The 20,157-nt window shown below is 72.1% G+C and carries 15 protein-coding genes; 5 read left to right on the top strand and 10 right to left on the bottom strand.

The genetic code is table 11. The features are described 5' to 3' along the window. The first annotated feature begins 543 nt into the window (after positions 1 to 543). Positions 544 to 2,760 carry an ATP-binding protein gene (locus WMF24_RS23305; RefSeq protein WP_437738638.1) on the top strand — a complete coding sequence of 739 codons (2,217 nt, stop codon included), beginning with the start codon at positions 544 to 546 and terminating at the stop codon, positions 2,758 to 2,760. After that, positions 2,757 to 3,386: a response regulator transcription factor gene (locus tag WMF24_RS23310; protein WP_437738639.1), complete on the top strand. Its 630-nt coding sequence runs from the start codon at positions 2,757 to 2,759 to the stop codon at positions 3,384 to 3,386. The genes WMF24_RS23305 and WMF24_RS23310 overlap by 4 nt, the downstream gene beginning before the upstream one ends. Before the next feature lie 173 nt (positions 3,387 to 3,559). Here WMF24_RS23310 and WMF24_RS23315 read toward each other — a convergent pair whose 3' ends face one another. Then, on the bottom strand, positions 3,560 to 3,802 hold the full coding sequence (locus WMF24_RS23315; RefSeq protein WP_437738640.1) for a hypothetical protein: 243 nt from the start codon (positions 3,800 to 3,802) through the stop codon (positions 3,560 to 3,562). A gap of 300 nt (positions 3,803 to 4,102) precedes the next feature. Here WMF24_RS23315 and WMF24_RS23320 point away from each other — a divergent pair, with 300 nt between their 5' ends. Further along, positions 4,103 to 5,524 (top strand): thrombospondin type 3 repeat-containing protein, encoded by a 1,422-nt coding sequence (locus tag WMF24_RS23320; protein WP_437738641.1) that lies wholly within the window; start codon positions 4,103 to 4,105, stop codon positions 5,522 to 5,524. Between the two features lie 259 nt (positions 5,525 to 5,783). After that, entirely contained in the window at positions 5,784 to 6,290 is a 507-nt protein-coding gene (locus WMF24_RS23325) for a hypothetical protein (RefSeq protein WP_437738642.1), read from the top strand. Positions 6,291 to 6,488: 198 nt separating this feature from the next. Here WMF24_RS23325 and WMF24_RS23330 read toward each other — a convergent pair whose 3' ends face one another. From WMF24_RS23330 to WMF24_RS23340, 3 genes are read right to left on the bottom strand one after another with little or no spacing between them, the layout of a single operon-like run. After that, complete coding sequence (locus WMF24_RS23330) at positions 6,489 to 8,162, bottom strand: hypothetical protein (RefSeq protein ID WP_437738643.1); 1,674 nt, start codon at positions 8,160 to 8,162, stop codon at positions 6,489 to 6,491. A gap of 2 nt (positions 8,163 to 8,164) precedes the next feature. Next, entirely contained in the window at positions 8,165 to 8,857 is a 693-nt protein-coding gene (locus WMF24_RS23335) for an RNA polymerase sigma factor (protein ID WP_437738644.1), read from the bottom strand. Next, entirely contained in the window at positions 8,854 to 10,848 is a 1,995-nt protein-coding gene (locus tag WMF24_RS23340; protein ID WP_437738645.1) for a CHAT domain-containing protein, read from the bottom strand. Before WMF24_RS23340 ends, WMF24_RS23335 begins: the two co-directional genes overlap by 4 nt. A gap of 302 nt (positions 10,849 to 11,150) precedes the next feature. Between WMF24_RS23340 and WMF24_RS23345 the strand changes: the two genes are divergently transcribed. Further along, positions 11,151 to 12,218, top strand: a complete 1,068-nt coding sequence (locus tag WMF24_RS23345; RefSeq protein ID WP_437738646.1) for a hypothetical protein — start codon at positions 11,151 to 11,153, stop codon at positions 12,216 to 12,218. A gap of 26 nt (positions 12,219 to 12,244) precedes the next feature. Here the strand turns inward: WMF24_RS23345 and WMF24_RS23350 are convergent, their stop codons facing one another. From WMF24_RS23350 to WMF24_RS23375, 6 genes are all read right to left on the bottom strand, one after another. Then, positions 12,245 to 12,814 carry a hypothetical protein gene (locus WMF24_RS23350; protein WP_437738647.1) on the bottom strand — a complete coding sequence of 190 codons (570 nt, stop codon included), beginning with the start codon at positions 12,812 to 12,814 and terminating at the stop codon, positions 12,245 to 12,247. A gap of 8 nt (positions 12,815 to 12,822) precedes the next feature. Then, on the bottom strand, positions 12,823 to 14,523 hold the full coding sequence (locus WMF24_RS23355) for a hypothetical protein (RefSeq protein ID WP_437738648.1): 1,701 nt from the start codon (positions 14,521 to 14,523) through the stop codon (positions 12,823 to 12,825). Positions 14,524 to 14,535: 12 nt separating this feature from the next. Then, a complete protein-coding gene (locus WMF24_RS23360; protein ID WP_437738649.1) occupies positions 14,536 to 15,879 on the bottom strand; it encodes a metallophosphoesterase in 1,344 nt (447 codons plus the stop codon). 41 nt (positions 15,880 to 15,920) lie between these two features. Then, positions 15,921 to 17,141 (bottom strand): hypothetical protein, encoded by a 1,221-nt coding sequence (locus WMF24_RS23365; protein WP_437738650.1) that lies wholly within the window; start codon positions 17,139 to 17,141, stop codon positions 15,921 to 15,923. Next, on the bottom strand, positions 17,138 to 18,556 hold the full coding sequence (locus tag WMF24_RS23370; protein ID WP_437738651.1) for a peptidoglycan-binding domain-containing protein: 1,419 nt from the start codon (positions 18,554 to 18,556) through the stop codon (positions 17,138 to 17,140). The genes WMF24_RS23365 and WMF24_RS23370 overlap by 4 nt, the downstream gene beginning before the upstream one ends. 177 nt (positions 18,557 to 18,733) lie before the next feature. Then, positions 18,734 to 20,101 carry a hypothetical protein gene (locus WMF24_RS23375; RefSeq protein WP_437738652.1) on the bottom strand — a complete coding sequence of 456 codons (1,368 nt, stop codon included), beginning with the start codon at positions 20,099 to 20,101 and terminating at the stop codon, positions 18,734 to 18,736. Between the last annotated feature and the right edge of the window lie 56 nt (positions 20,102 to 20,157).

A 20,157-nucleotide genomic window follows, 5' to 3' on the forward strand; every position in this document is an offset into this window, starting at 1 on the left:
GATGTGCTCTGCTCATCGCTCGTCAACCGCAGAGGAGCGCAAACCCATCTCTTCGGCCACCTTGGCCGTCGCTACTCCGTTCAGCTCCTGCGGGGACATGGTCGCAGCGCCCGTTCGAGATCGTCCACTGCATCCGGGTGTATGGCGCAGCTCGCACGCGCCGCGGTCGCCGCCGCCGGCGGAGCGGGTGCTCCGGCTCGGGCGCGCTGCAGGTCGCGGCGTGGAGGCAGCCCCTCCGATGGCCGTGCAGGTCGCTGGGATAACGTCGTTTTTCAGGAGGCGAGCGGATAGCGCGAAGAATCGTCGATGGTGGCCCGATTCGAACAGGGAGCGGGGATAGGATCGATAAGACATCACCTCGTCCAACACCTTCTGCCTTCGGTCGACCCTCTCGACCAATACGGCCATTGCCGCGCCCCTCTTGAAATGGCGCGAACAGCCGTGATAAGTTCATCTCTCTTGTTGCCGACACCAGCGCGACGAAGGGATCGGGAGCGTTCTTCGGCTCCGTCGAGGCATCATCGGGATTCTCTTTCGGCGCTCGTGCTGCTGATCGCGACCTTCGCGATCGCCCTCGGCGCGCCCGCGCCGGCGCTGGCGGACAGAGCGCCGGCGCAGGTCCTGGTCTTCCAGTCGGATGACCCGACCGCGCCGGCCATGTCCTCGATCACCGGCGAGCTCCGGGAATCGGTGCGGGTCGAGTGGGACGGGCCGGTCACCTTCAAGCTCGAGTTCCTCGACCTGTCGTGGTTCGACACCCCCGATTACGCGCGCGAGCTCCGCCGCTTCTACCGGGCGAAATACAGCAGCTATCACCCGGGCGTGATCGTCGCGCTCCGGCTCGACGTGCTCCAGGTCGTGCTCGATCTGCGGCGCGAGCTGTGGTCCGGCGCGCCCGTGCTCTTCCTGAGCGAGGACCGGAGCGCCGCCCTCGCGGTGCCCGCCGCGCCGGACGTCACCGGGATCTGGCTCGATTTCGCGTGGCTCCGGACGGCGGAGAGCGCGCTGCGCCTCCTCCCCGACACGCGAGAGGTCGCGCTCGTCATGGGCGCGAGCCCCTGGGAACGCGCGCGCCACGACGGGATCGCCCGCGATCTCGGCCCCCTCGCCGCCCGCGTCGCGCTCCTGGACCTCGCGAGCCTGCCGCTCGCCGAGCTCGATCGGCGCCTCTCCGCGCTCCCGGCGAACGCCATCGTCCTGTTCGACACGTTCTACATGGATGCCGCCGGGGACCGCTTCGTCGGGATACAGGCCTTCGAGCGGCTCCGAGCGCAGACCCAGCGCCCGTTCTTCTCCGTCCACGGCGTCGGGCTCGGCAAGGGGATCGTCGGCGGGGAGATCGTCGACTACGGGCGGGTCGGGCGCGACCTGGGCGGGATCACGCTGCGGCTCCTCGGCGGCGAGTCCGCGGCGTCGATCCCGATCCGCGCCGCGGACGCGAACGCGCTCGCCTTCGACGCCCGCGAGCTCGCTCTCTTCCGGATCCCCGAGGACCGCTTGCCGCCCGGCGCCGAGGTCCACTTCCGCGCGCCGTCCTTCTGGGACCTCTACCGTCGGTGGGCGCTGGGCGCCGCGGTCGCGGTCACGCTCCAGACCACCCTGATCGCCGGGCTCGTCATCGAGCGGCGGCGGCGCGGGCGCGCTCAGGCGATGAGCGACGCCGTGCTCGCCTCGATGGTCGGCTTCGTGGCCGTCGTGGACAGGACCGGGGTGGTGCGCCGCACGAACCGGACGTGGGCGAGCGCGTCGCGCGAGGGCGCGCCGGGCCCGATCGAGCGTATCGCCGAGGGGGAGAGCTACCTCGGCGCGTTCCGGCGGGCCGCGGCGGCGGGCGACGCCGGCGCCGGGCGGGTCATGGAGCTCGTGCAGGGGGCGCTCGCTGGGCGCGACGTCGAAGATACAGTCGAGTACCGTCACGGCGGCGCCGAGCGCTGGACCGAGGTGCGGGCGCGGCGGCTCTCGTGGAGGGACGGGGGGGCGGTCGTCTCCCACTTCGACGTGACCAGCCGGAAGCGCGCCGAGAGCCAGGCGCGCGAGTCGCTCAGCGCGCTCTCGCACCTCAACCGCGTGGCGGCGATGGGCGAGCTCGCGTCCTCGATCGCGCACGAGATCAACCAGCCGCTCTCCGCGGTGCTCACGAGCGCGCAGGCGGCGGAGATCCTGCTGCGCCGCGCGGCGCCGGACGTCGCGGAGGTGAGCGCTGCCCTCGAGGAGATCGTCGCCGGCGCCCGGCGGGCCGGCCAGGTGATACGGCGGATGCGCGTGCTGCTGAAGAAGGGCGAGGCGCAGAGGGAACGGTGCGACTTCAACGAGGCGGCGCGCGAGGTGGCGCGGCTCGTGGGCAACGACGCGCTCCTGCGCGGGGCGACGATCGCCCTGGAGCTCGCGCCCGACCTGCCCGCGGTGCGGGGCGATGCGGTCCAGCTCCAGCAGGTGGTGCTGAACCTGATCTCGAACGCGCTCGACGCCGTCTCGGGGCGGCCGTACGGCGACCGCCGGGTGATCGTGAGGACGGCGCGCGCCGGCGGGCGCGTGGCGCTCGTGGTGGAGGACTCGGGCGAGGGGGGCGCGATGGACGATCTCGAGCGGTTCTTCGAGCCGTTCTTCACGACAAAGTCGGAGGGTCTGGGCCTCGGGCTCTGCATCAGCCGGTCGATCGCGGACGCGCACGGCGGTCGGCTGTGGGCCGAGCGCGCGCCGGCGGGCGGCGTGGCTGCGCGCCTCGAGCTGCCGGGCGAGGCGGCGCAGGAGGAACGATGACGGACGTGACGGCGAAGGTCGTGGTGATCGACGACGACGGCGCGGTGCTGCGGAGCGTCGGCCGGCTGCTCGGCGCCTCGGGCTACGAGGTGGAGCTGTTCGAGGGAGCGCGCGCGTTCCTGGCGTCCGCGGCGGCGGCGCCGGGCGCGCGGGCCGGCTGCGTTATCGTGGATCTGGCGATGCCGGAGCTCGGCGGGCTCGACCTGCAGGCGGCGCTCAGGGCGTCCGGGTGCCGGCTGCCGCTCATCTTCATCACCGGACACGGGGACGTGCGCGCGTCGGTGCAGGCGATGAAGGAGGGCGCGGTCGACTTCCTGCTGAAGCCGCTCGAGGCGGACGAGGTGCTCGCGGCCGTGAGGCGCGCGATGGAGCTCGACGCGCGGGCGCGGGCGGCGCGGGAGGAACAGACGGCGCTCGCGGCGCGGCTCGACGCGCTCACGCCGCGCGAGCGGCAGGTGTGCGACCGGATCGCGCGCGGGGCGCTCAACAAGCAGATCGCGGCGGAGCTGGGGCTCGCCGAGTCGACCGTGAAGCAGCACCGGGCGAGCGCGACGGCGAAGCTCGGGGTGGCGTCGGCGGCGGAGCTCGCGGCGCTGCTCGAGCGGAGCCGCGGGCGAGACGGGTGAGCGCCGCGACGGGGAGGGTCTTCCGAGCTGCGAGGCCAGCCCGACAGCCGGTCGCCTGGAGAGCGGAGACGACCTCGGGATCGACGATGGCGGCGAGCGCCGGATCCGGGCGTGACGAGAATCCCGTTTTCTTGAGACCAAAGACACGACGCAGTCATAGGCCCCGCCGCGTGTCAAGCTGACCGAACGGACGATGGCGCGCGCGTTTCGCCGGCGGTAGGTAGGTCGCCGCACGCCGCGAGATCGCGGTTCCAGACAACGCAGGCGGGGTTGGCGAGCGGTGCGGCCCGCTCATCTTCGGGCCGATTCGCTGGCTTGAATGGGCAGGCAACGATGACGGGAAGGTCGAGGTCGCGCGCGATATGCTCCTTGTAGCCGTCGAACCGCTTCGATCGGCTCTTGCGGCCGTGGCGCATCTCGGCGTCCTCCTATGGAGGCACGGCGGTCGGGCGCAACGCCTTGCCGGATACGAACGGTGCCATCGTCGGCTGTCTCCAGGTCCTGGTCTTGAGTCGGTGTGACGGCATCGAGACAGCTGCGAAGCGGCTGCTCGACAACGTCGTCCAGATGGCGGTCCACCCGCATCGGGGCGGCGTCTGCTTCCTGTGGTGGCTGCGTCGAGCGCGCCTCCCGGCCTCGGAGCCGCTCTGGAATGATGCGGACTGACGCCGCTCCGGGCCTTTCACCATTTCCGAGCTTGGTTTAGGGTACACACCATGAAGCGTCTCGCCTCGATTCTCTCCTTCTCCACGATGGTCCTGCTTCCAGCCGCGGCGCACGCCGCGGCGGAGAAGCTCCTGCTGATCGAGGTCGTCGTCTCCCCGACACAGGCCGAGTCCATCGCGTTCCGGAACCCCGGACGCACGCCGATCGTCCTGACCGATTATTACCTCGCCGATTACAACACTTATTACGACGTGGTCACCGCTGGGGCCCCCGCCGGCACCTCCGACTTCATCGTGCGATTTCCAGCCGGTGCTGTCATCCAGCCGGGTGAGACCCAGTACGTGTCGATCGCCGGCGGCGAGTGCTTCAGGACCTCCTGCGGCGTGACGAGCCCGTTCACCGGATACGGGATCTATCCCACATACGAGATCGCAACGGGCGCCGCGACCACGACGAGCCCCGCTGTCCCCGACATGCTCGTGCCGGTCACGAACGGGGTCGGCACCGCGTGGGGGCTCACCAACGGGAGCGAGCCGGTCGTTCTGTTTTACTGGGATGGCATGACGAACCTCGTGACCGACGTCGATTACGTGTTTTATGGATCGGCGGGGCCCCAGTCCCCGGTGAACAAGACGGGCGTCACGGTCAACGGCTCGACGTATCTGCCGGATACGGCGGACAACCCCGCGCTGCACGCACCCCTGTCGACGGCGACGACGACGATCAACACGTGTCGCGTGGACCTCACGGAGACCGGCCAGGTCATGACGGGCAGCAATGGCGTCAGCGGCCGTGACGAGGCCAGCGAGCCCTGGTCGACGACCTGGACCGCGTGCGCCGTGCCGAGCGCCGCCGATACCGACCTCGACACGGTCCTCAACGGCATGGATAACTGCCTCACGGTGTCCAACAGCGCGCAGACCGACGCCGACGCCGACGGCGTCGGCGACGCCTGCGACAACTGCCCGACCTTGGCCAATGCGACGCAGTCGGATGTAGATGCCGACGGCGTCGGCGACGCCTGCGACAACTGCCCGACCGTGCCGAACCCCGACCAGGCGGACTCCAGCGGCAGTGGCATCGGCGACGCCTGCGACGCGTCCGGCGCGGGCGGCATGGGCGGTGGTATGGGTGTCGGCGGTGCTGAAGGCGTCGGTGGTGCTGAAGGCGTCGGCGGCGCCGGTGGCATGGGCGCCGGTGGCATGGGCGCCGGCGGCATGGGCGTCGGCGGCATGGGCGTCGGCGGCGCCGGCGCCAATGGCACCGGCGGTGCGGGCACCGGCGGCGACACGACATCCACGACCACGGCCGCCACGACCGGCACCGGCGGCGCCGGCGGCAGCGAGGATGACGGCGGCTGCGGCTGCCGCGTGACCGGCGGCGAGGCGTCGCGGGGCGCGTCCTACGCTTCGCTCTTCACGATCGCGGCGGCCGCGCTCGGGGCGCGGCGCCGGCGCTCGCGATCCCGGTAGACCGCCAGCAGCAGGGGGAGGCGTCTCAGAGAATCTCCCGCCGAACCGCAGGTATTCATGAAACGCCTTCTCCACGAAGCGCGGCAGCGATTTCTCGTGGACGAGAGGCGCCGATACTCCGCCACCTGCTCCCCGCACCCAAGAGTATTTCGGTTGCATCGGCGCCTTGATACATCGAGTCGTTTCATCACGTTCTTCGGAACGGATCTGTCGCGGCGCCCTGGCGTGAGGACGCGCCAAGGGCGCGGCGCACCGATCCGTGGAAAGGATCGAAACCGATATGCGCAAAAGCCTCCTGTTCGCTCTCTCGCTGCTCCCGCTCGCGGCCTTCGGGCTCGCTCTCCGGCCGGCGCCAACCCTGGCCGGTCGCTCTCCCCAAAGCTGCGCCGGGACTTACCTGATCTCGGAAGCGGGCGGCGCCAGGGATTTCTGGACGTTCGCGCCTGACGGGTCATTCTTCGGGACCACCTCGACGCAGCCCCTATACAACTTCTCCAACCAGCAGGGGAGCTGGAGTAAAGTCGGCAATGATGGCGCTCGTGGCGCCCTGTTCGCGTTCGTCTACAACGAAGACAAAACCCTGATGACGACGGCCCGGATCGATATCGTTTTCGACACGGTCGGTCAGGGCTGCGACGAGATCGCCGGCTCTCTCGTCGTGCGTACCTTCGAGGACGGCGAGGATCCGCTCGATCCTTCGAGCGACACCGGCGATCCCATCGCCTCCGACACCTTCACCGGCCGGCGCGCGACGGCGAGCCCGTGACCGCCTTCGCCGTGGGGCCCTGTGCACAAACGCTACCGCCGGTGCATGAACGACGGCGCCTGTTCACGGACGTGGCCGTGGCGTACCTCAACGGGGGCAGCCATCTCCACCTCGTCGTCCCCAACACCGTGACCGTGCGGCTCGGCAACGGCGACGGAACCTTCGCTGATATGGGTTGCACGATCCCGCGGAGCTCCGTCACCGCCCGAGTCGCTCGCGGCCGCCCGCGCGATAGGCGTCGACCCAGCGCCACAGCGTCTCCAGCGACACCCTCGCGCGCGCCGCGATCGCGCGCGGCGCCTCGTCTCCGCGGATCATCGCCAGCACGGCCGCCTCCCGCGTCGGCGCCCCAGGCGCAGCGTCGGCGGCCGGCGCATCCGGCGGGGTCCACGCTACCCCGGCAGGCGCGGCCGCCTCGGCGCGCAGCGCGAGCTGCTGGAGCGGCAGCCGCACCGCCGGATCGCCGAGCAGCACGTAGCCGCGGAGATCGTTGCGCAGCATCCATAGGTGAGCGCGATCGGCGCGATCGGTGGGATCCGCGCGGCCCGCCGCGCGCGCGTCGGCCTCGATCTGGTAGCTCTGCGCGAGCTCGTCGTTCGCGCCGCGGTAGAACTCCATCAGCGCCTCCAGCGCGATCCCCGCGCGACTGCCGCGGACCAGCACCTCGAGCGGGCGATAGATTCGGGACTTCTTGCTCTCCGACAGGCTGTTCGTGCCCGAGAAGCCGTACGTCCACGCGAGGTCGACGTGGCCGATGACGGCGAGCGGCCCCGCCGGGTTGGCCAGCGCGGCCTGCGGCAGGGCCGCGACGAAGGGGCGCTGGCCCGACGCCGGCAGGCTGTGCAGCACGGCCTTCAGGCTGCCACCATAACGATCCTCCTGCGCGAGCTGCGAGAGCCAGGCGTGATAGACGCTCTCCGCCGGCGTGCCCGCGCCGAGGCAGGCCAGATAAAACCACATGCCTCCCGGCAAGAACGCCTGTCCCCGCAGCCGCTCGGCGTCGAGGATCTCGTCGTGGGCGATCACGAGCGCCCCCTGGCGCCGCCAGGCGTCCTCCTCCCTGCGCCAGCCGCGCCGGGGTGCGCCCAGGCCGTGGCTCACCGACAGCAGCACCGAAGGACGCGCGCCGCCGCCCCCGGCGAGCAGGTCGTCCACGCTGCCGGCGGAGATCTCGCGCACGGAGGCCGCGGGGAGCTTGCCCCTGGCGTGCGCTTCCATCGACGTGGCCAGGCTCGGGCCGACGAGCCTGAGCTTGCCCGCGACCGTGGCCGCCGAGCCGTCGGGCGCGGCATAGAACAGCAGCTCCGGCGAGGTCTCGGGCGTGCCGCGCTGCGCATAGCGAACGACCTTCTCCGCGTAGGCGGCATAGCCGGCGAGATCCGTCTCCCCCGCGCCGTCCGCGAAGTGGACGCGCCCCGCGAGCGCGTCGTTGGCGAGCGCGTGCTGGAGCTCCACCGAGGTGTGATGGAGATCGCCGAGCATCATCAGGTAAAGGGGCCTGTCCTCCTCCGCCACCTCCTCGGACCAGTAGACGTCTCTCCGGAATTCCGCGGATCGCCTGGCGTCCATCCCGTGCGGCACGCGAACCACGCGCGCGGGCGAGCCCTGCTCGGCCTCGCGCAGCGCGACGAGCGGCTGGATGGCCTCGAGCATCCGGTCGCCCTCCCGGCCCTCGGGCGCGATCACCGCCCATCGCTGGAGCGTGAGGTCGTTGCGATCGGCGTCGGTGCGGCGCCAGTGGTTGGCATCGCGGGCCTTCCTGGGCCTCGGCGCGCGCTGAGCGGTGTCGTCAGGCAGCCCCTCGTCGAGCACGGGGCGGCGCTCGTCGGCGTCGGCGAGCAGGAGGTCCAGCCGGTCCTCGCGGGGGCTCACGGTCACTGGCTCCTCGATGGCCCGGAGCTCAGGTGGACAGGATCGATGGCCGCCGCGGCGCGCGCCCTGCCCCGGCGCAGGCCGGGGCGGCCGGCGCGAGGGGCGGGGTGGTCCCCGGCGGGGCGGCGCGGCGCCTGCTCCCATTGCAGGAGGACCGAACGCCGCACGCGCTGCCGCGCGATCTGCACGCGCTTGCGCAGGTTCTCCTCCGACTCGAGCAGGAGCGCGGCCATCTCCGCGTACGACAGCCCCTCTTCCACCCGCAGCAAGAGAGGAGCGCGCAGCGCCGGGGACAAGGCGCGAATGGCCCCCTCCAGCCGGGCCAGCGTCTCCCGCTCGAGGAAGGTCCGCTCGGGATCGCGCGCGGCGGCCTGGGGGCTCGCCGCGCGCTCGCCGAGATCCTCGTCCACGATCAACAGGAGCCTTCCGCGCCGCGTCCGCTCGCGGTGGAGGTCCACGCACGCATGGCGCATGATCTCCTGAAGCCACGCCGCCGGCCGGCGGATGCCGCCCGTGGGGGCGGTGGCCTGAAGCATCGACAACGTCGCTCGACTGAACGCCTCCTCACCGTCCGCTCGGCCGAGCGCGCGCCGGCAGGAGCGGAGGAGCTCCTCCCGCTGCTCGACCCAGCAGCGCAGGAGCGCGTCGACGACGGGATCGCGGAGGGGCTTCGCCTGGAAGGGAGGGTGTGTCACGAGGCGTCCTCCAGCGCGAAGGCGTCGAGCTGCTCCGCGAGCTCCACCAGATCTCCGGTGGTGGCCGCGATGTGGCCCGTGCCGGGCAGCCCACCGCCGTTGCCCCATATCTCGATCTCGCTCCCTTCGACCCCAGGCGCGAGGACGGCCAGGCTGTCCGGCGGCGCCGGGCGTTGATCGTAGAGCCAGCGCAGCAGCATGCGGTGGCGGAAGTCGAGGCTCGAGAGCGCGACGAAGAGGCCGGGCTGGACGCGCGGCCGCGCCAGGAGCTCCTCCATCCATAGCGGCGGCCGGGCGCCGTCAGCGCCGAGGGGGCCGTGGATGTGATCGTCCTCGGTGAGCAGCGGCGGCGAGAAGATGGGGCGCGGCTCCGCCGAGTATCCGCCGTACAGGCGGAGCACGACGATCTCGCTGTCGAGATCGAAGCGCCTGGGCATGACGGGATCCATCTTCCACGTGGCCGCCCCCGCGGCGCGCTTGACGACGCGCGGCTTGCCGCCAGCCCCAAGGAGAGACGGCTGGATGGCGTACACGGTCCGCTGCGGCAGCTTCTGCGCGATCGCGTGCTCGAGGCAGGGCCGCCAGAGCAGCGTGACGTGGACCCCCGGCCGGACGAAGCGCGCGAGCGCCTCGACGAGCGGCGGGGCCGCCGCGGCGGGCGAAGCGGTCAGCGCCTGCTGGAAGAGCGAGTGCAGCACCTCCTGCCCGAACCGCAGCACGCAGCGCTGGGTGAGCGCGCTCAGCGACATCCCCGGAGCCGCCGGCTCGCCGCTCTCCTGCATGAACTGCTCGAGCTCCCGCTGGAGCGCGGCGCGATCGTCCTCGAGATCGCCGAGCACCATCGTGAACGGCCGCTCGAGCAGGCCCTGGAGCGCGGGCGCGAGCGCCCTCGATCGGCCCTTCTTCCCCGGCCTCGTCACGCGGCGGCCCTGGAAGTTGAAGACCACCGAGTCCGAGCCGCGGAGGTACAGGATCGGCGAGAACGCCTCGGCGCTCTGGGAGAGCAGCGTCCGCCGCGCCGCCGCCACGCTCGCGCCGATGTCGCCTTGGCCGAGCGAGGCGCCCGTGAGCGCGCGGTAGAGCTCGGTCGAGCACGCGCGCGCCACGTCGGCCTTCACCGGCCAGAGGTGCGCCACCACGGCGTCCGCGCCCGCCCTGGCCAGGATCTCCGCCGCGCTGCCCAGCGCGCCGGCCCTGGCGCCCTCGCAGGCCTCGAGGATCACGAGGCGCAGCTCCTCGCAGAAGGCGGCGGAGAGCTCGCGCCCCAGCGCCTCTGCGGTGATCCAGGCCTCCTCGCCGTCCTCGTCGTCCGCCACGCGCAGGACGGGCTTGCCCGAGAGATCCACGCCGCCGTGGCCGAGCCAGTGCACGACGTGCGGGCTCTTGCCGCGACGGAGCCGATCGAAGAGGGCCCGCGCGCCGATCTCCGGCCCGGCGATCGGATCGAGCCACTCCACCTCGCCGGCGTCGATCGACGGGGCGAGCGCCTCGCGCAGCACGTCGAGGGCCCGCTCGCCGGTGCCCGGCGCGATCCCGAGCACCCGGACGGCGCCCTTGACCTCGCGCGGCTCCCACGGCTCCGACGAGGTGACGCCGCGCGCGAAGAGCACCCTGGGGTCGGTCCCCAAAAACCCTTCGGACGTCCCCGGCCTGCAGAGCGCCTCCCAGGGGATGGCCTGGAGCGCGTGATCGCGGGCGAACAGCCGCACGAGGAGCGGGCCGCCCTTCGACACCTCGCCGAGCCGCACGAGGACGTCGCGCAGCTCCCCTTTGAAGACCTCCTCGTGGAGCGCCTGCGCGTCGCTCACCGCCGCTGGATCGAGCGATTTCCCGCCGCGGACCGCCCTCCCGATCTTGCTGGCGAAGGTCTGCAGCGCAGCGAGGCCCTGCTCGGAGGATATCGCGTGCCCCGCGGGGCGCTCTCCCCGGCTGCCACGCGCGTTGACGCGCACCTCATCACCGCTGATGTCGAGCTCGATCTCCAACCACATCGAAAGACAAGCCTCGCTACGTTGTGCTCCCTGCCGTGTCCGACTCCGTGGCTTTGTAGACCGCAGCAGGAGGATTTCTCACCTTAAAAACTATTAAGAACGCATCGGCGGGCTCGTGCTTGGGACGTGATTAATGATGTGTGCCGGCAGGCGTGCGCGACTGAAGAACGGACACCATCATGGGACACACGGACGATTCTCGTTCACGATGGCTCGGTAGATATGAAAGTCCGCGCTCCATCCGCCGTCGCGACGGCCTCCACGTCGTCGCGGCGACGCGCGCCGGAGGCGCGGAGCCCTGCGTGGTCATCGTGCCCGTCCCGGCCGCGAGCGCGGCGCGGGCAAACACCATATTTGCCGAGATCGAGCGCGTCCACGCGCTCCTCGATCACCCGCTCATCCCGAAGGTCGCGGCGCGCGGGGTCGCCGACGGCACGCCGTACATCGAGCTCGCCTGTGACGCCGTGATCGACGGTGTCGACCTCACGAGCCTCCTGAACGACGCCGGCTGGAAGGTGCCGCCCAGGATCGCGGCCGGCCTCGTCGCGAGCCTCCGAGAGGCGATGCAGGCGGCCCACGCGGTGATCGATCCGAAGCACAGGCGGCCCGTCTGCATCGGTCGCGTCTCGTGTGCTGACATCCTCTTCTCGCGCGAAGGTCGCTTCTATCTCGTCGGCTACGGCAGGAATTCCCCGCTCGAGAGAGCCGGAGAACAGCAGATCGACAGGGTCCTGGAGTTCCAGGCGCCCGAGGTGGCGGCAGGCGGCGAGCCGACCCCGGCGGGCGACGAGCTCGCGCTGGCGCTCCTCGCGCGGTCGCTCCGCCATGCGGCGGTCCAGGGCAGCGCCGCGAGCGCGCGAAGGCGCGCGCGCGCCGACGAGGCGGACCTCCTCCACCACCTCGCGCCCTGCAGCGAGGCGCCTGATCCCGAGGGGTTCGCGTCGCTCGTGGCCAGCTTGCTCGCCGGGCGGCCGCTGCCGCTCGCCGCGGAGGCGGCGCCGGCCTGCCCGCCCACGCTGGTCCTCGGCTGCGAGGTGCGCTGGATCGCGGCGAAGGACGGCGTGAAGCACACGCTCGGGCACGCGCTCAGCCGCATCGTGACGGCCCTCGTCGACCGGCACGACGAGGCGCCGGACGCCTCGCTCTCGCTCCAGGACCTGCTCGAGGCCGGCTGGCCCGGCGAGCGGCCGGTGGCGGACGCGGGGGCCAACCGCGTCTACGTGGCCCTGACCCAGCTCCGCCGCATGGGGCTCAGGGACATCATCGAGCGCAATGAGCACGGTTATCGCCTCGCGCCGCGCGCCGTCGTCCGGTTCGTCTCGCCCCGGACCGAGCACGCGCGACCTCAGGACACGCGCTCTGCCTCGTGACGGACGCGGCGCGCCCGCCGGCGTCGCTACCTCGCCCTCTGCTCCCCGGCGAACGTCTCTGCCACCTTGAGCACGAGCCGCTCGCTGAAGCCAGCGATGAACGCGATCGCGAAGGCCTTGCTGTTGTCGGCGTCCCCGAGGTTCAGCACCCGCGACTGGAGGAACGCGTAGGCGGCGAGCCCCGGCAGCGCCCCGAGGACGGCGCGCGAGAGGGTGGCCCGCGCGTCCGACACCCGCGCGTGAGCCCGGGCCCGGGGAGAAGAGCCCTTGAGCGATCGAGCAGCGCTGAAGGTGGCTCCCAGGGCACCGAAGGAGAAGACGCCGAGGAGGGTCCGACATCCCCAGGCAGGCCATTGCTGGACGGGGGCTCGCGCCGTGGCCGTGAGCGCCACGAGGAGCAGCAGGACGAGGAGGGCGAGCAGCGCGAGCGTCCAGAGCTGCTCCCTGAGGAGCCGGCTGCTGGTGTTGACGCTGTCGACGCGATCGTGGCGGCGCGACCGCAGGACGCGGCGCCGCCGGGCCCTGCGTGGCGGCGCCTCGCCCACGGGCTCGGCGGGGGGGCGGGCCGGCGGGGCGTCGGGCTCCTCTTCGGGCATGCGCACCGCTACGGCAGCTCGCCCAGCGCCTCGAGCCCGGCCTCGCAATAGGCATCGTACCAGCGCTGGAGCTCTTCGCGGGTGATGCCGTATCTCTCGGCGATCTTCCTGTCGCCCTCCTCCCCGAGGATCTTCTCGTGGACGGCGCGCTGCATGCGCGCCGCGTCCCGCGCGCGCCTCGCCGCCGGGGCCGGCGGAGCGGCGGGCGGCGGCGGGGCGGGCGAGCGCACCTCCGCCGGCGCGGGCGCGGCCTTGACGGCGCCCCTGTCGCGGTCGATCGCGAGCCGCGCCGCCGGATCACCCAGGAGGACGTACCCCGCGAGATCCTCGCGCAGCATCCACAGGTTCGCCCGCCGCTTCGCGCGACCCTGGTCGGGGGCGAGGGGCTTGCCCGCCACCTCGGCCCTCGCCTCCTGGTTGTACATCGCGGCGAGCTCGTGGTTGGCGTTCCCCAGGTAACGGAGGAGCTCGTTGTACGAGTTGCCCACGCGGGCGCCCTTGACCAGCGAGCTGAAGACGCCCTCGAACCGCGACGCCCTGTCCTTGCCGTCGGGCCCCATGTCCTGGAAGCTGTAGGTCCAGGCCAGATCGACGTGGGCCATGACCGCGAGCGGGCCGCGCGGGCTCGCCAGCGCGGCCTGCGGCAGCGCGGCGATGAAGGGCCGGTCGCCCGGCCTGGGGAGGCCGGCGAGCACGCCGTCGACCCGCCCGCCGAAGCCGCCCGCGTCGCGCAGGCGGGCGAGCCAGTGGTGATAGGCGCTCTCCGCCGGCGTCCCGCCGCCATAACACGCGAGGAAGAACCAGATCCCACCGGGCAGAAAGGGCCTGTCGCCGAGGTCCTCGGCCGCGATGCGCACGCCGGAGCCCAGGCTCATCGCTCCTTGCACGGCGCGCTGCTCGTCCGCCGACGTCCATCCCCTGCGGGGCGCGCCCAGGCCGTGGCTCATGGTGAACAGCATCGACGGCTCCGGCCGCCCGAGCTGCTCGAGGAGCGCGCTCCTCGCCGCCTCGGCGCCGTCGTACCCGATCTCCTCGATGTCCCTCGCCTTGAAGCCGCCCCGCTGCCGGGTGTCGCGGCACCGCGCCACGCTGGGCGCGACGAGCGCCCTGTGGCCGATGGTGGTCGCGGCGGTGCCGTCCTTCGCGGTGAAGAAGAGCGCCCGCGCCTGCGCCTCCCTCGAAGGGGCGCGCTCCGAGCAGAGCAGCTTGTCCACGTACGCCGCGTAGCCCGCGGCGGACCGGGACACCAGGCGACCGACCAGCGCCTCGCTCGCCATGGCCTGCTGGAGCTCGAGCGAGACCTCGTCGAGGTCGCCGAGCACCAGCAGATACCGCGGCAGGTCCTCGAGCGCGACCGACTCGTCATGATAGACGCTCTTGCTCCACCGGATCGCCGCGTCCACGTCCATGCCGGCGGGGACGCGGTAGGGCACGACGGGCGCGCCCTGGTTCTGCTCCCGCTTCCGGATCAGGGGCTCGACGAGCGCGAGGAGGGCGTCGCCCGCGGGCCCCTCGGGCGCGATGACGGACCAGCGCTGGAGCGAGAGATCGTTGGGATCGTCGGAGAAATCGGCGAAATCGTGGATCAGCTCCTCTCCGCCGGGCTGCGGCTCGTCCGCGGCGGACTCGAGCGGCAACCCCTCTTCGAGGACGGGTCGTTGATCGTCGGCGTGGCAGAGGAGCAACTCGATGTCGGCGATGTCGGACATGACGCCTCCCTCTCAGCGCGCCACGCCGCCCGGCGGCACGCGCGCGGCCCCCAGGGGGTGGAGCTCTCCCTCGTCCCATTGCACGAGCCGCATCGTCGCGCCGCCGTCCGGGTGCGCGTCGAGGAGCACGGCGGTGAGGCGCTGGACGGTCTTCGCCGCCCGCTGCCGCTCGGGCAGGAGCCTCGGGTTGTTCCGCAGCTCTTCGAGGAACTCGGCCCACGCCTCGTCGCCGGCGTCCGAGCGCGGGAGCTGCATCAGCCAGATCCACGTGCCCGTGTTGGCGAAGGCGATGCCGTCGGCCACCTTCCAGCGGGCCGCGTGGGTGTGGCCGAGCACCACCGCGCCGGCGTCGAACTTCTTCGCCAGGCGCCGGGCGTCGGCCCACTCGGCCTCATCGGGCTCGAGGCGGAAGTACTCGTCACCGAGGGTGCCGGCGAGCCTCTTCTGCATGCCCGCGTAGAGCTTCAGGCCGGCGCGCGCGAGCTTGAGGCTCGCGGTCGACAGGATCTCTTCATCGGCGAACGCCGCGGGCCCGTCGCCGAGCGCGGCCTCGAGCGCCGCCGCCTCCTCGGCCTCGAGGCCGGCGTCGGCGAGCCTCTCGGCGAGCCCGAGGTCCTCCTCCTCCTCGGCGAAGGAGGCCGCCGACCCCGCCTTCTTGAAGAGCTGCCAGGCGATGTCGAGCGAGGCCGCGCTGAAGAGCTGCTTCACGATCCCGGGCGCGACCGCGAGCGCGGCGAGCGCCGCGCCCTGGAAATCGGGCTTGAGCAGGCTCACGAAGCGCAGGCCGTGCCGGCGCGCGATGGGGTTCATGAGCTGCTTCACGAGCACCGAGCCCGCCGCGTACCTGAAGCGGTCGAGCCGGGCCAGGCGCCCGTAGTCGACCTTGTTCCAGCTGTCGTTGTGCTCGCCGTGGGTGACGAGGATCCGGGCGCCGCCGACGTCGAGGATCGCGGGGGCGTCGCCCAGCTGGAACGTGAGGCGCGCCGCGACCTCGGGCGGCTGATCCGTCGCCGCGCGCAGGATCTCCTGCACCTCCGGGACGGCGAGCTCCACGTCGTGGTTGCCGAGGCGGACGACGACCTCACCGCCGCGCGCGAGGACGCGCCCGAACGCCTCCAGCACGGCGGCGCTCGCGGGCGCGGCGGCGATCGCGCAGGCCTGCGCGGCGGCGCGCGTCGGGTCGAGCTCCAGCGGGTCTTCGTTCATGAGGAAGTCGACGCCATCGCCGTTGACCACGACCCGCGCGGGCTCGCCCGCGATCCGGTCGAGGAGCGCGGGCAGCGCCTCCCCCCCGGCGAAGACGTCGTGGTCACCCCCGTTGCCGAGGTGCAGATCACTGATGATGAGGGTACGCATGAAGGTTGTCTCCCGGTTGCTGGGGCGCCCAGTGCCGCGGCTCAGCGGAGCGCCGCGGGCGGCGCCCATATCGCCTGGTGAGGGCGGTTGTGCAGGCCCTGGGCCGGGCTCCACGACATCCTCGCGTTGCCCCTGGCATCGCAGAAGACGTCGAGCAGCGGCCGGTTGTCCGGGGCCAGCTTGCTCGGCGCGTCGGACTTCGAGTTGACGCACCACGTGGGCTCGATGCGATCGTGGAAGGGCGCGCCGCGCAGCGAACGGAGCAGCCAGGAGATGGGGAGCCCCTCGTTCTCCATCGACATCCACGCCGAGCGATAGAGCAGCTCGCCGTCGCCGCGGCGCCGGAGGAGCAGGCGGGCGCGCCCGCGCGGCTTCAGACCGCTCTTGATCTCTCCGAGCCCGTCGATCCGGGCGATGCCGCGGAACGACCACCGACCGCCGCAGAGCGCCGGCGGGATGAACGGCCACCAGTGCGACTCCCAGAGCATGCGCGCGCCCCTGGCGGCGGCGGCGTGCGTCGCGGGGTCGTTGAAGGACGTGGTGGTGTCCCAGAGCTGCCATTTGCGCTCGACCGGGTGCTTGCGGATCACCATCGCCACGTGCCCGCTCCCGGCGCCCGCGGCTCCGGACGCCGACCAGAAGAGGCACGAGCCGACCGCGACCTTCTCCCAGAGATCGTCGGGCCAGTCGGCGAGCACCTTCGGGACGGAGGTCCAGCCGTCGCCCAGCCTGGCTGCAGCCGGCAGCGCGTCGGTCCCGCAGCCGATGTCGCCGTACGGGCCGCCGTCCCAGCCGCCGATGCAGAGCGCGGTGGTCACCGACTGCTGGCACTGCCCCACGATCGGGTACCGCCCGCTGCCCGAGATCGCCCTCGCGACCGCTCTTTGCGCGCCGTAGAAGAAGGCTGGCATCGTGTACGGAATGCCGGTCTGGTGCTCGGCGATGGCCCGCGCCCAGTCCTCGTGGTCGCCCGAGGCGGTGTCGTAATCGGGGTGCGAGAAGACGTCGCCGATCCCCTCCCTGGCGCGGGACAGGATGAGCTCGGCGAGGCCCTCGGCGTCCTCGGGCCCGCGCAGGCCGTGCTCGGGCGGGTCCAGCAGGTTCACGGTGCGGACGAGCTGCGGTGGCGGCTCGTCGTCGGCGAACGCGACCGGGCGAGCCAGCCACTCCTCGGGCGGCTCGGCGGGCGTTGGGTCCATGTCCACCCACGCGGGGACGCCCGCCCGCGGCGGGGCGCCTTCATCGCTCTTGTCTGCGGTCATCGGTGCTCCTCCTCTTCTCTTCGATTCGATGTCTCCGCGCCTGTCGCCCGGGTCGCCGCGCTCGCCGAGAGGGCCGCGTCGAGGGCCGCGAGCGTCACCGCGCCGACCACGCCGTCGGCGGCGAGGCCGCGCTCGGCCTGGAACCGCTTGACGGCCGCCTCGAGGCCCGGACCGAACGCGCCGTCGGCGCCGCCAGGGGCGCGCTCGCCCAGCGCGAGCAACGCCTCCTGCAGCGCCTTCACCCCTGGTCCCCTCGCCCCTCTCCGGAGCGCGCCCCGACCCGAGGCGACGCTCTCCAGATCGGGTTGCGCGGCGAGGGGGGCGCGCGTGACGCGCCGGTCCTTCGGCGGGCTCGGCGCCTCCGGCGGGGGCGCGCCCATCGTGGCGGCGAACGGGTCATCCGCCGGAGGCCCCGCGGCCTGGAGGAAGGGCTCGTCCAGGCAATCGAGCCCGTCGTCCTTCATGTGCTGGAAGTAGAGCCGGAACTGTCTGAAGTCCGGGATCCACCTGTGCTTGCGCGCCTTGCCGTAGAAGTAGCGGGCCACGAGCGCGGCGAGGCGCCGGTCGCGCTCCTCCGAGGGCGACCCGGGGCCGAGCTGCGGAACGGCCCACTCGAGACACCCGATCACGTACCCGGGCGCCCAGTGCTTGAGGTGCGCGATCAGGTTGAACAGCGCCTGCGTCGCGATCGCGTCGGCGCCGCAGAGGTTGCCCGAGCCGTCCATGAACGTGCGGAGCTGGGCCTCGGTCACCGCGTCGCGCGTGGCTGGGTTCCTGGCCAGGTCGATCAGCAGGTGGAGCAGCGGGACGGAGCGGCGCAGGATCTCGAGCGCTTCCTTGCGTCCGGTGACGACCCTGCCGGCGTCGAGATCGACGACGTCGTACACGTTGCCGCCGCGGTAGCGGACGCCGGCGGCGCCCAGCGCCTCGCGCACGGCGTCGTTCGCGGTCGCCCGCTCCATCACCTTGCCCAGCCAGCCGAGGCCGCCCCAGCCCGTCCCCCAGGTGACGATCTGGTTATCGTAGGTGTTGATCGCGGCCGTGCTGCCCTCGCGCGCCTGGAACGCGCGAAAAGCGATGATCTTCCGCCGGTCGGCGGGGCTCGCCTTCGCCGCCCGGGCGTCGAAATACCCGTGCAGGTAGGCGAGGTGCGCCCTGTCCGCGCTGCCCGTGTAGACGTGCCCTGCGCGCCAGGGCTTGAGCCCCGGCTCGACCGGCACGGCGGCGCGGCGCTGCGCGATCTCGGCGGTGAGCTCCTCGGGCAGCGCGCTCCCTGCCTCCACCGCGCCCGAGCCGCGCGCGTGATGCTCCCAGACCGGGAGATCGCCGTCCGCGAACGAGAGGGCCCCGTCCCGGCCCCCCCCGGCCCGGGCGCGATCGTGGGCGATATCGAACAGGAAAACGTTCCGTGACATGGCAGGTCCCTTTCGGCGGTGACGTCTCCGTATCAAACCGACGAGACCTGGCGTCGTCACCTTAAGAGAAATTAAACTGGGTGTTCCTTCCCGTCAGCGCGGGAGGCCGCAGCGCGGCGCGCGCCGAGGAGCGCGCGCGGCTGTGGCGGCAGGGGGATAGACGCCCTGCGACATGGCTCAATCTCCGGACGAAGCTCGCTTGCTGGGCGCCGTCGGCCGGTCCGAGTCGCCGGCGGCCCGATTCTTCTTCTTCTGCTTCTTCTTGTCGGTATCCGAGAGCCTCAACGCGGCGACCACATAGCCCAGCTTCTGCGCCACGATGTGGCGCTTCACGCCCGCTTCGTGGTCCTGGATCCCCTTCTTCGCCAGCGGCTTGAGCGGCGCGCCCGGAAGCTCCTTGGCCGCGCCCGCCGTGTAGGCTGCCTCCAGCGTGTCGTGCGTCACCAGCCGCTTCGCGAGCTCGGCCCTGTCCGCGTCGGAGAACCCGCCGAGCAGCTGCTCCATGCGCCGATCGAGCTGCTCCCTGGCGACCGGGCTCTCCCATCGATGGCCGTCGAAGCCGGTGATCTTGACCCGGTCCGAGCCCCGCGGCAGCGTCGGATCCCCGGTGTTCGAGCTGCCCTGCTTCGGCACCACCAGGTAGATGGCCGCCCCCTCGCCGCCGAGCGCGATTCCCTTGCTGGTGTCGATGTTCATCTCCTGGACCAGGTCCGAGAAGACCGCCTTCCCGTCGAGGCCCTTGCCGAACTGCGGCATGGCGTTGCCCGTGTACGGCGCGTCCGCGCCCCTCTTGACGGTGTAGCCGCGCTGCCGGTACGGCTCGGCCAGCGCGTCCTGCGGGGCATCGGGCGCGTCCTTGCGCACGATGACGCAGGCGACGTCCGGCTGGCTCACGAGCCGGGCCGCCTGCCGGACGAGATCGCTGCGCCCGGGGTCGGCGGCCGCCGCCTCGATGCCCCCGAGGGTGCGCGGGTCGAACGGGATCTTGGCCGCACGCCGGATGTCGTCCGTCATCGGCGACTCCATGACGTACACGAAGGGCTGCGGCTTGCCGTTGACGAGGTAAGGCGTCGACGTGTTGCCGTCGTTGTCGGTCGTCGTGTAGTCGAGCCCGAACTGGCTCACCATCTGGTCCGGCGCGAGGTCGGCCGAGTACCGCACGGACGCGGTGAACCCGAAGAACCTGGGCGCCTCGTTCTGCTTCAGGACCTTCGCGACCTCCGCGGCGGGCACGATCTTGGCGAACGGCTCGTCACGGCTCTGGAAGGTCGCGTAATGGATCGCGTTCGCCAGAGCGATGATATCGATCTGGGCCCTGGAATAGCTGTCCAGCGGCGTGCTGCGCATGTCCGTCTTGACCTTGTCGATGACCTTGTCCGCGTTCCGGGTATAGGTCGTGAGCTCCTCCGGGGTGGCCGTGCCCGCGTCGACGCGGGCCCTGAGCTCTTTCGTGATGCCGAGCTCCGGTCCATAGAGGTCCAGGATCGCCTCCTGCAAGGCGACGGAGAGCTGGGGCACGAGGGCGGCGTAGGTGGGATCGCGCATGATCTGCTCCGTGGTGACGCCGCCGCGGCCAGCCGGGGTCGCCGGCCGGCCGCGGC

The sequence above is a fragment of the Sorangium sp. So ce1335 genome (assembly GCF_051521615.1).
In the GTDB taxonomy this organism is placed as follows: Bacteria; Myxococcota_A; Polyangia; order Polyangiales; family Polyangiaceae; genus Sorangium.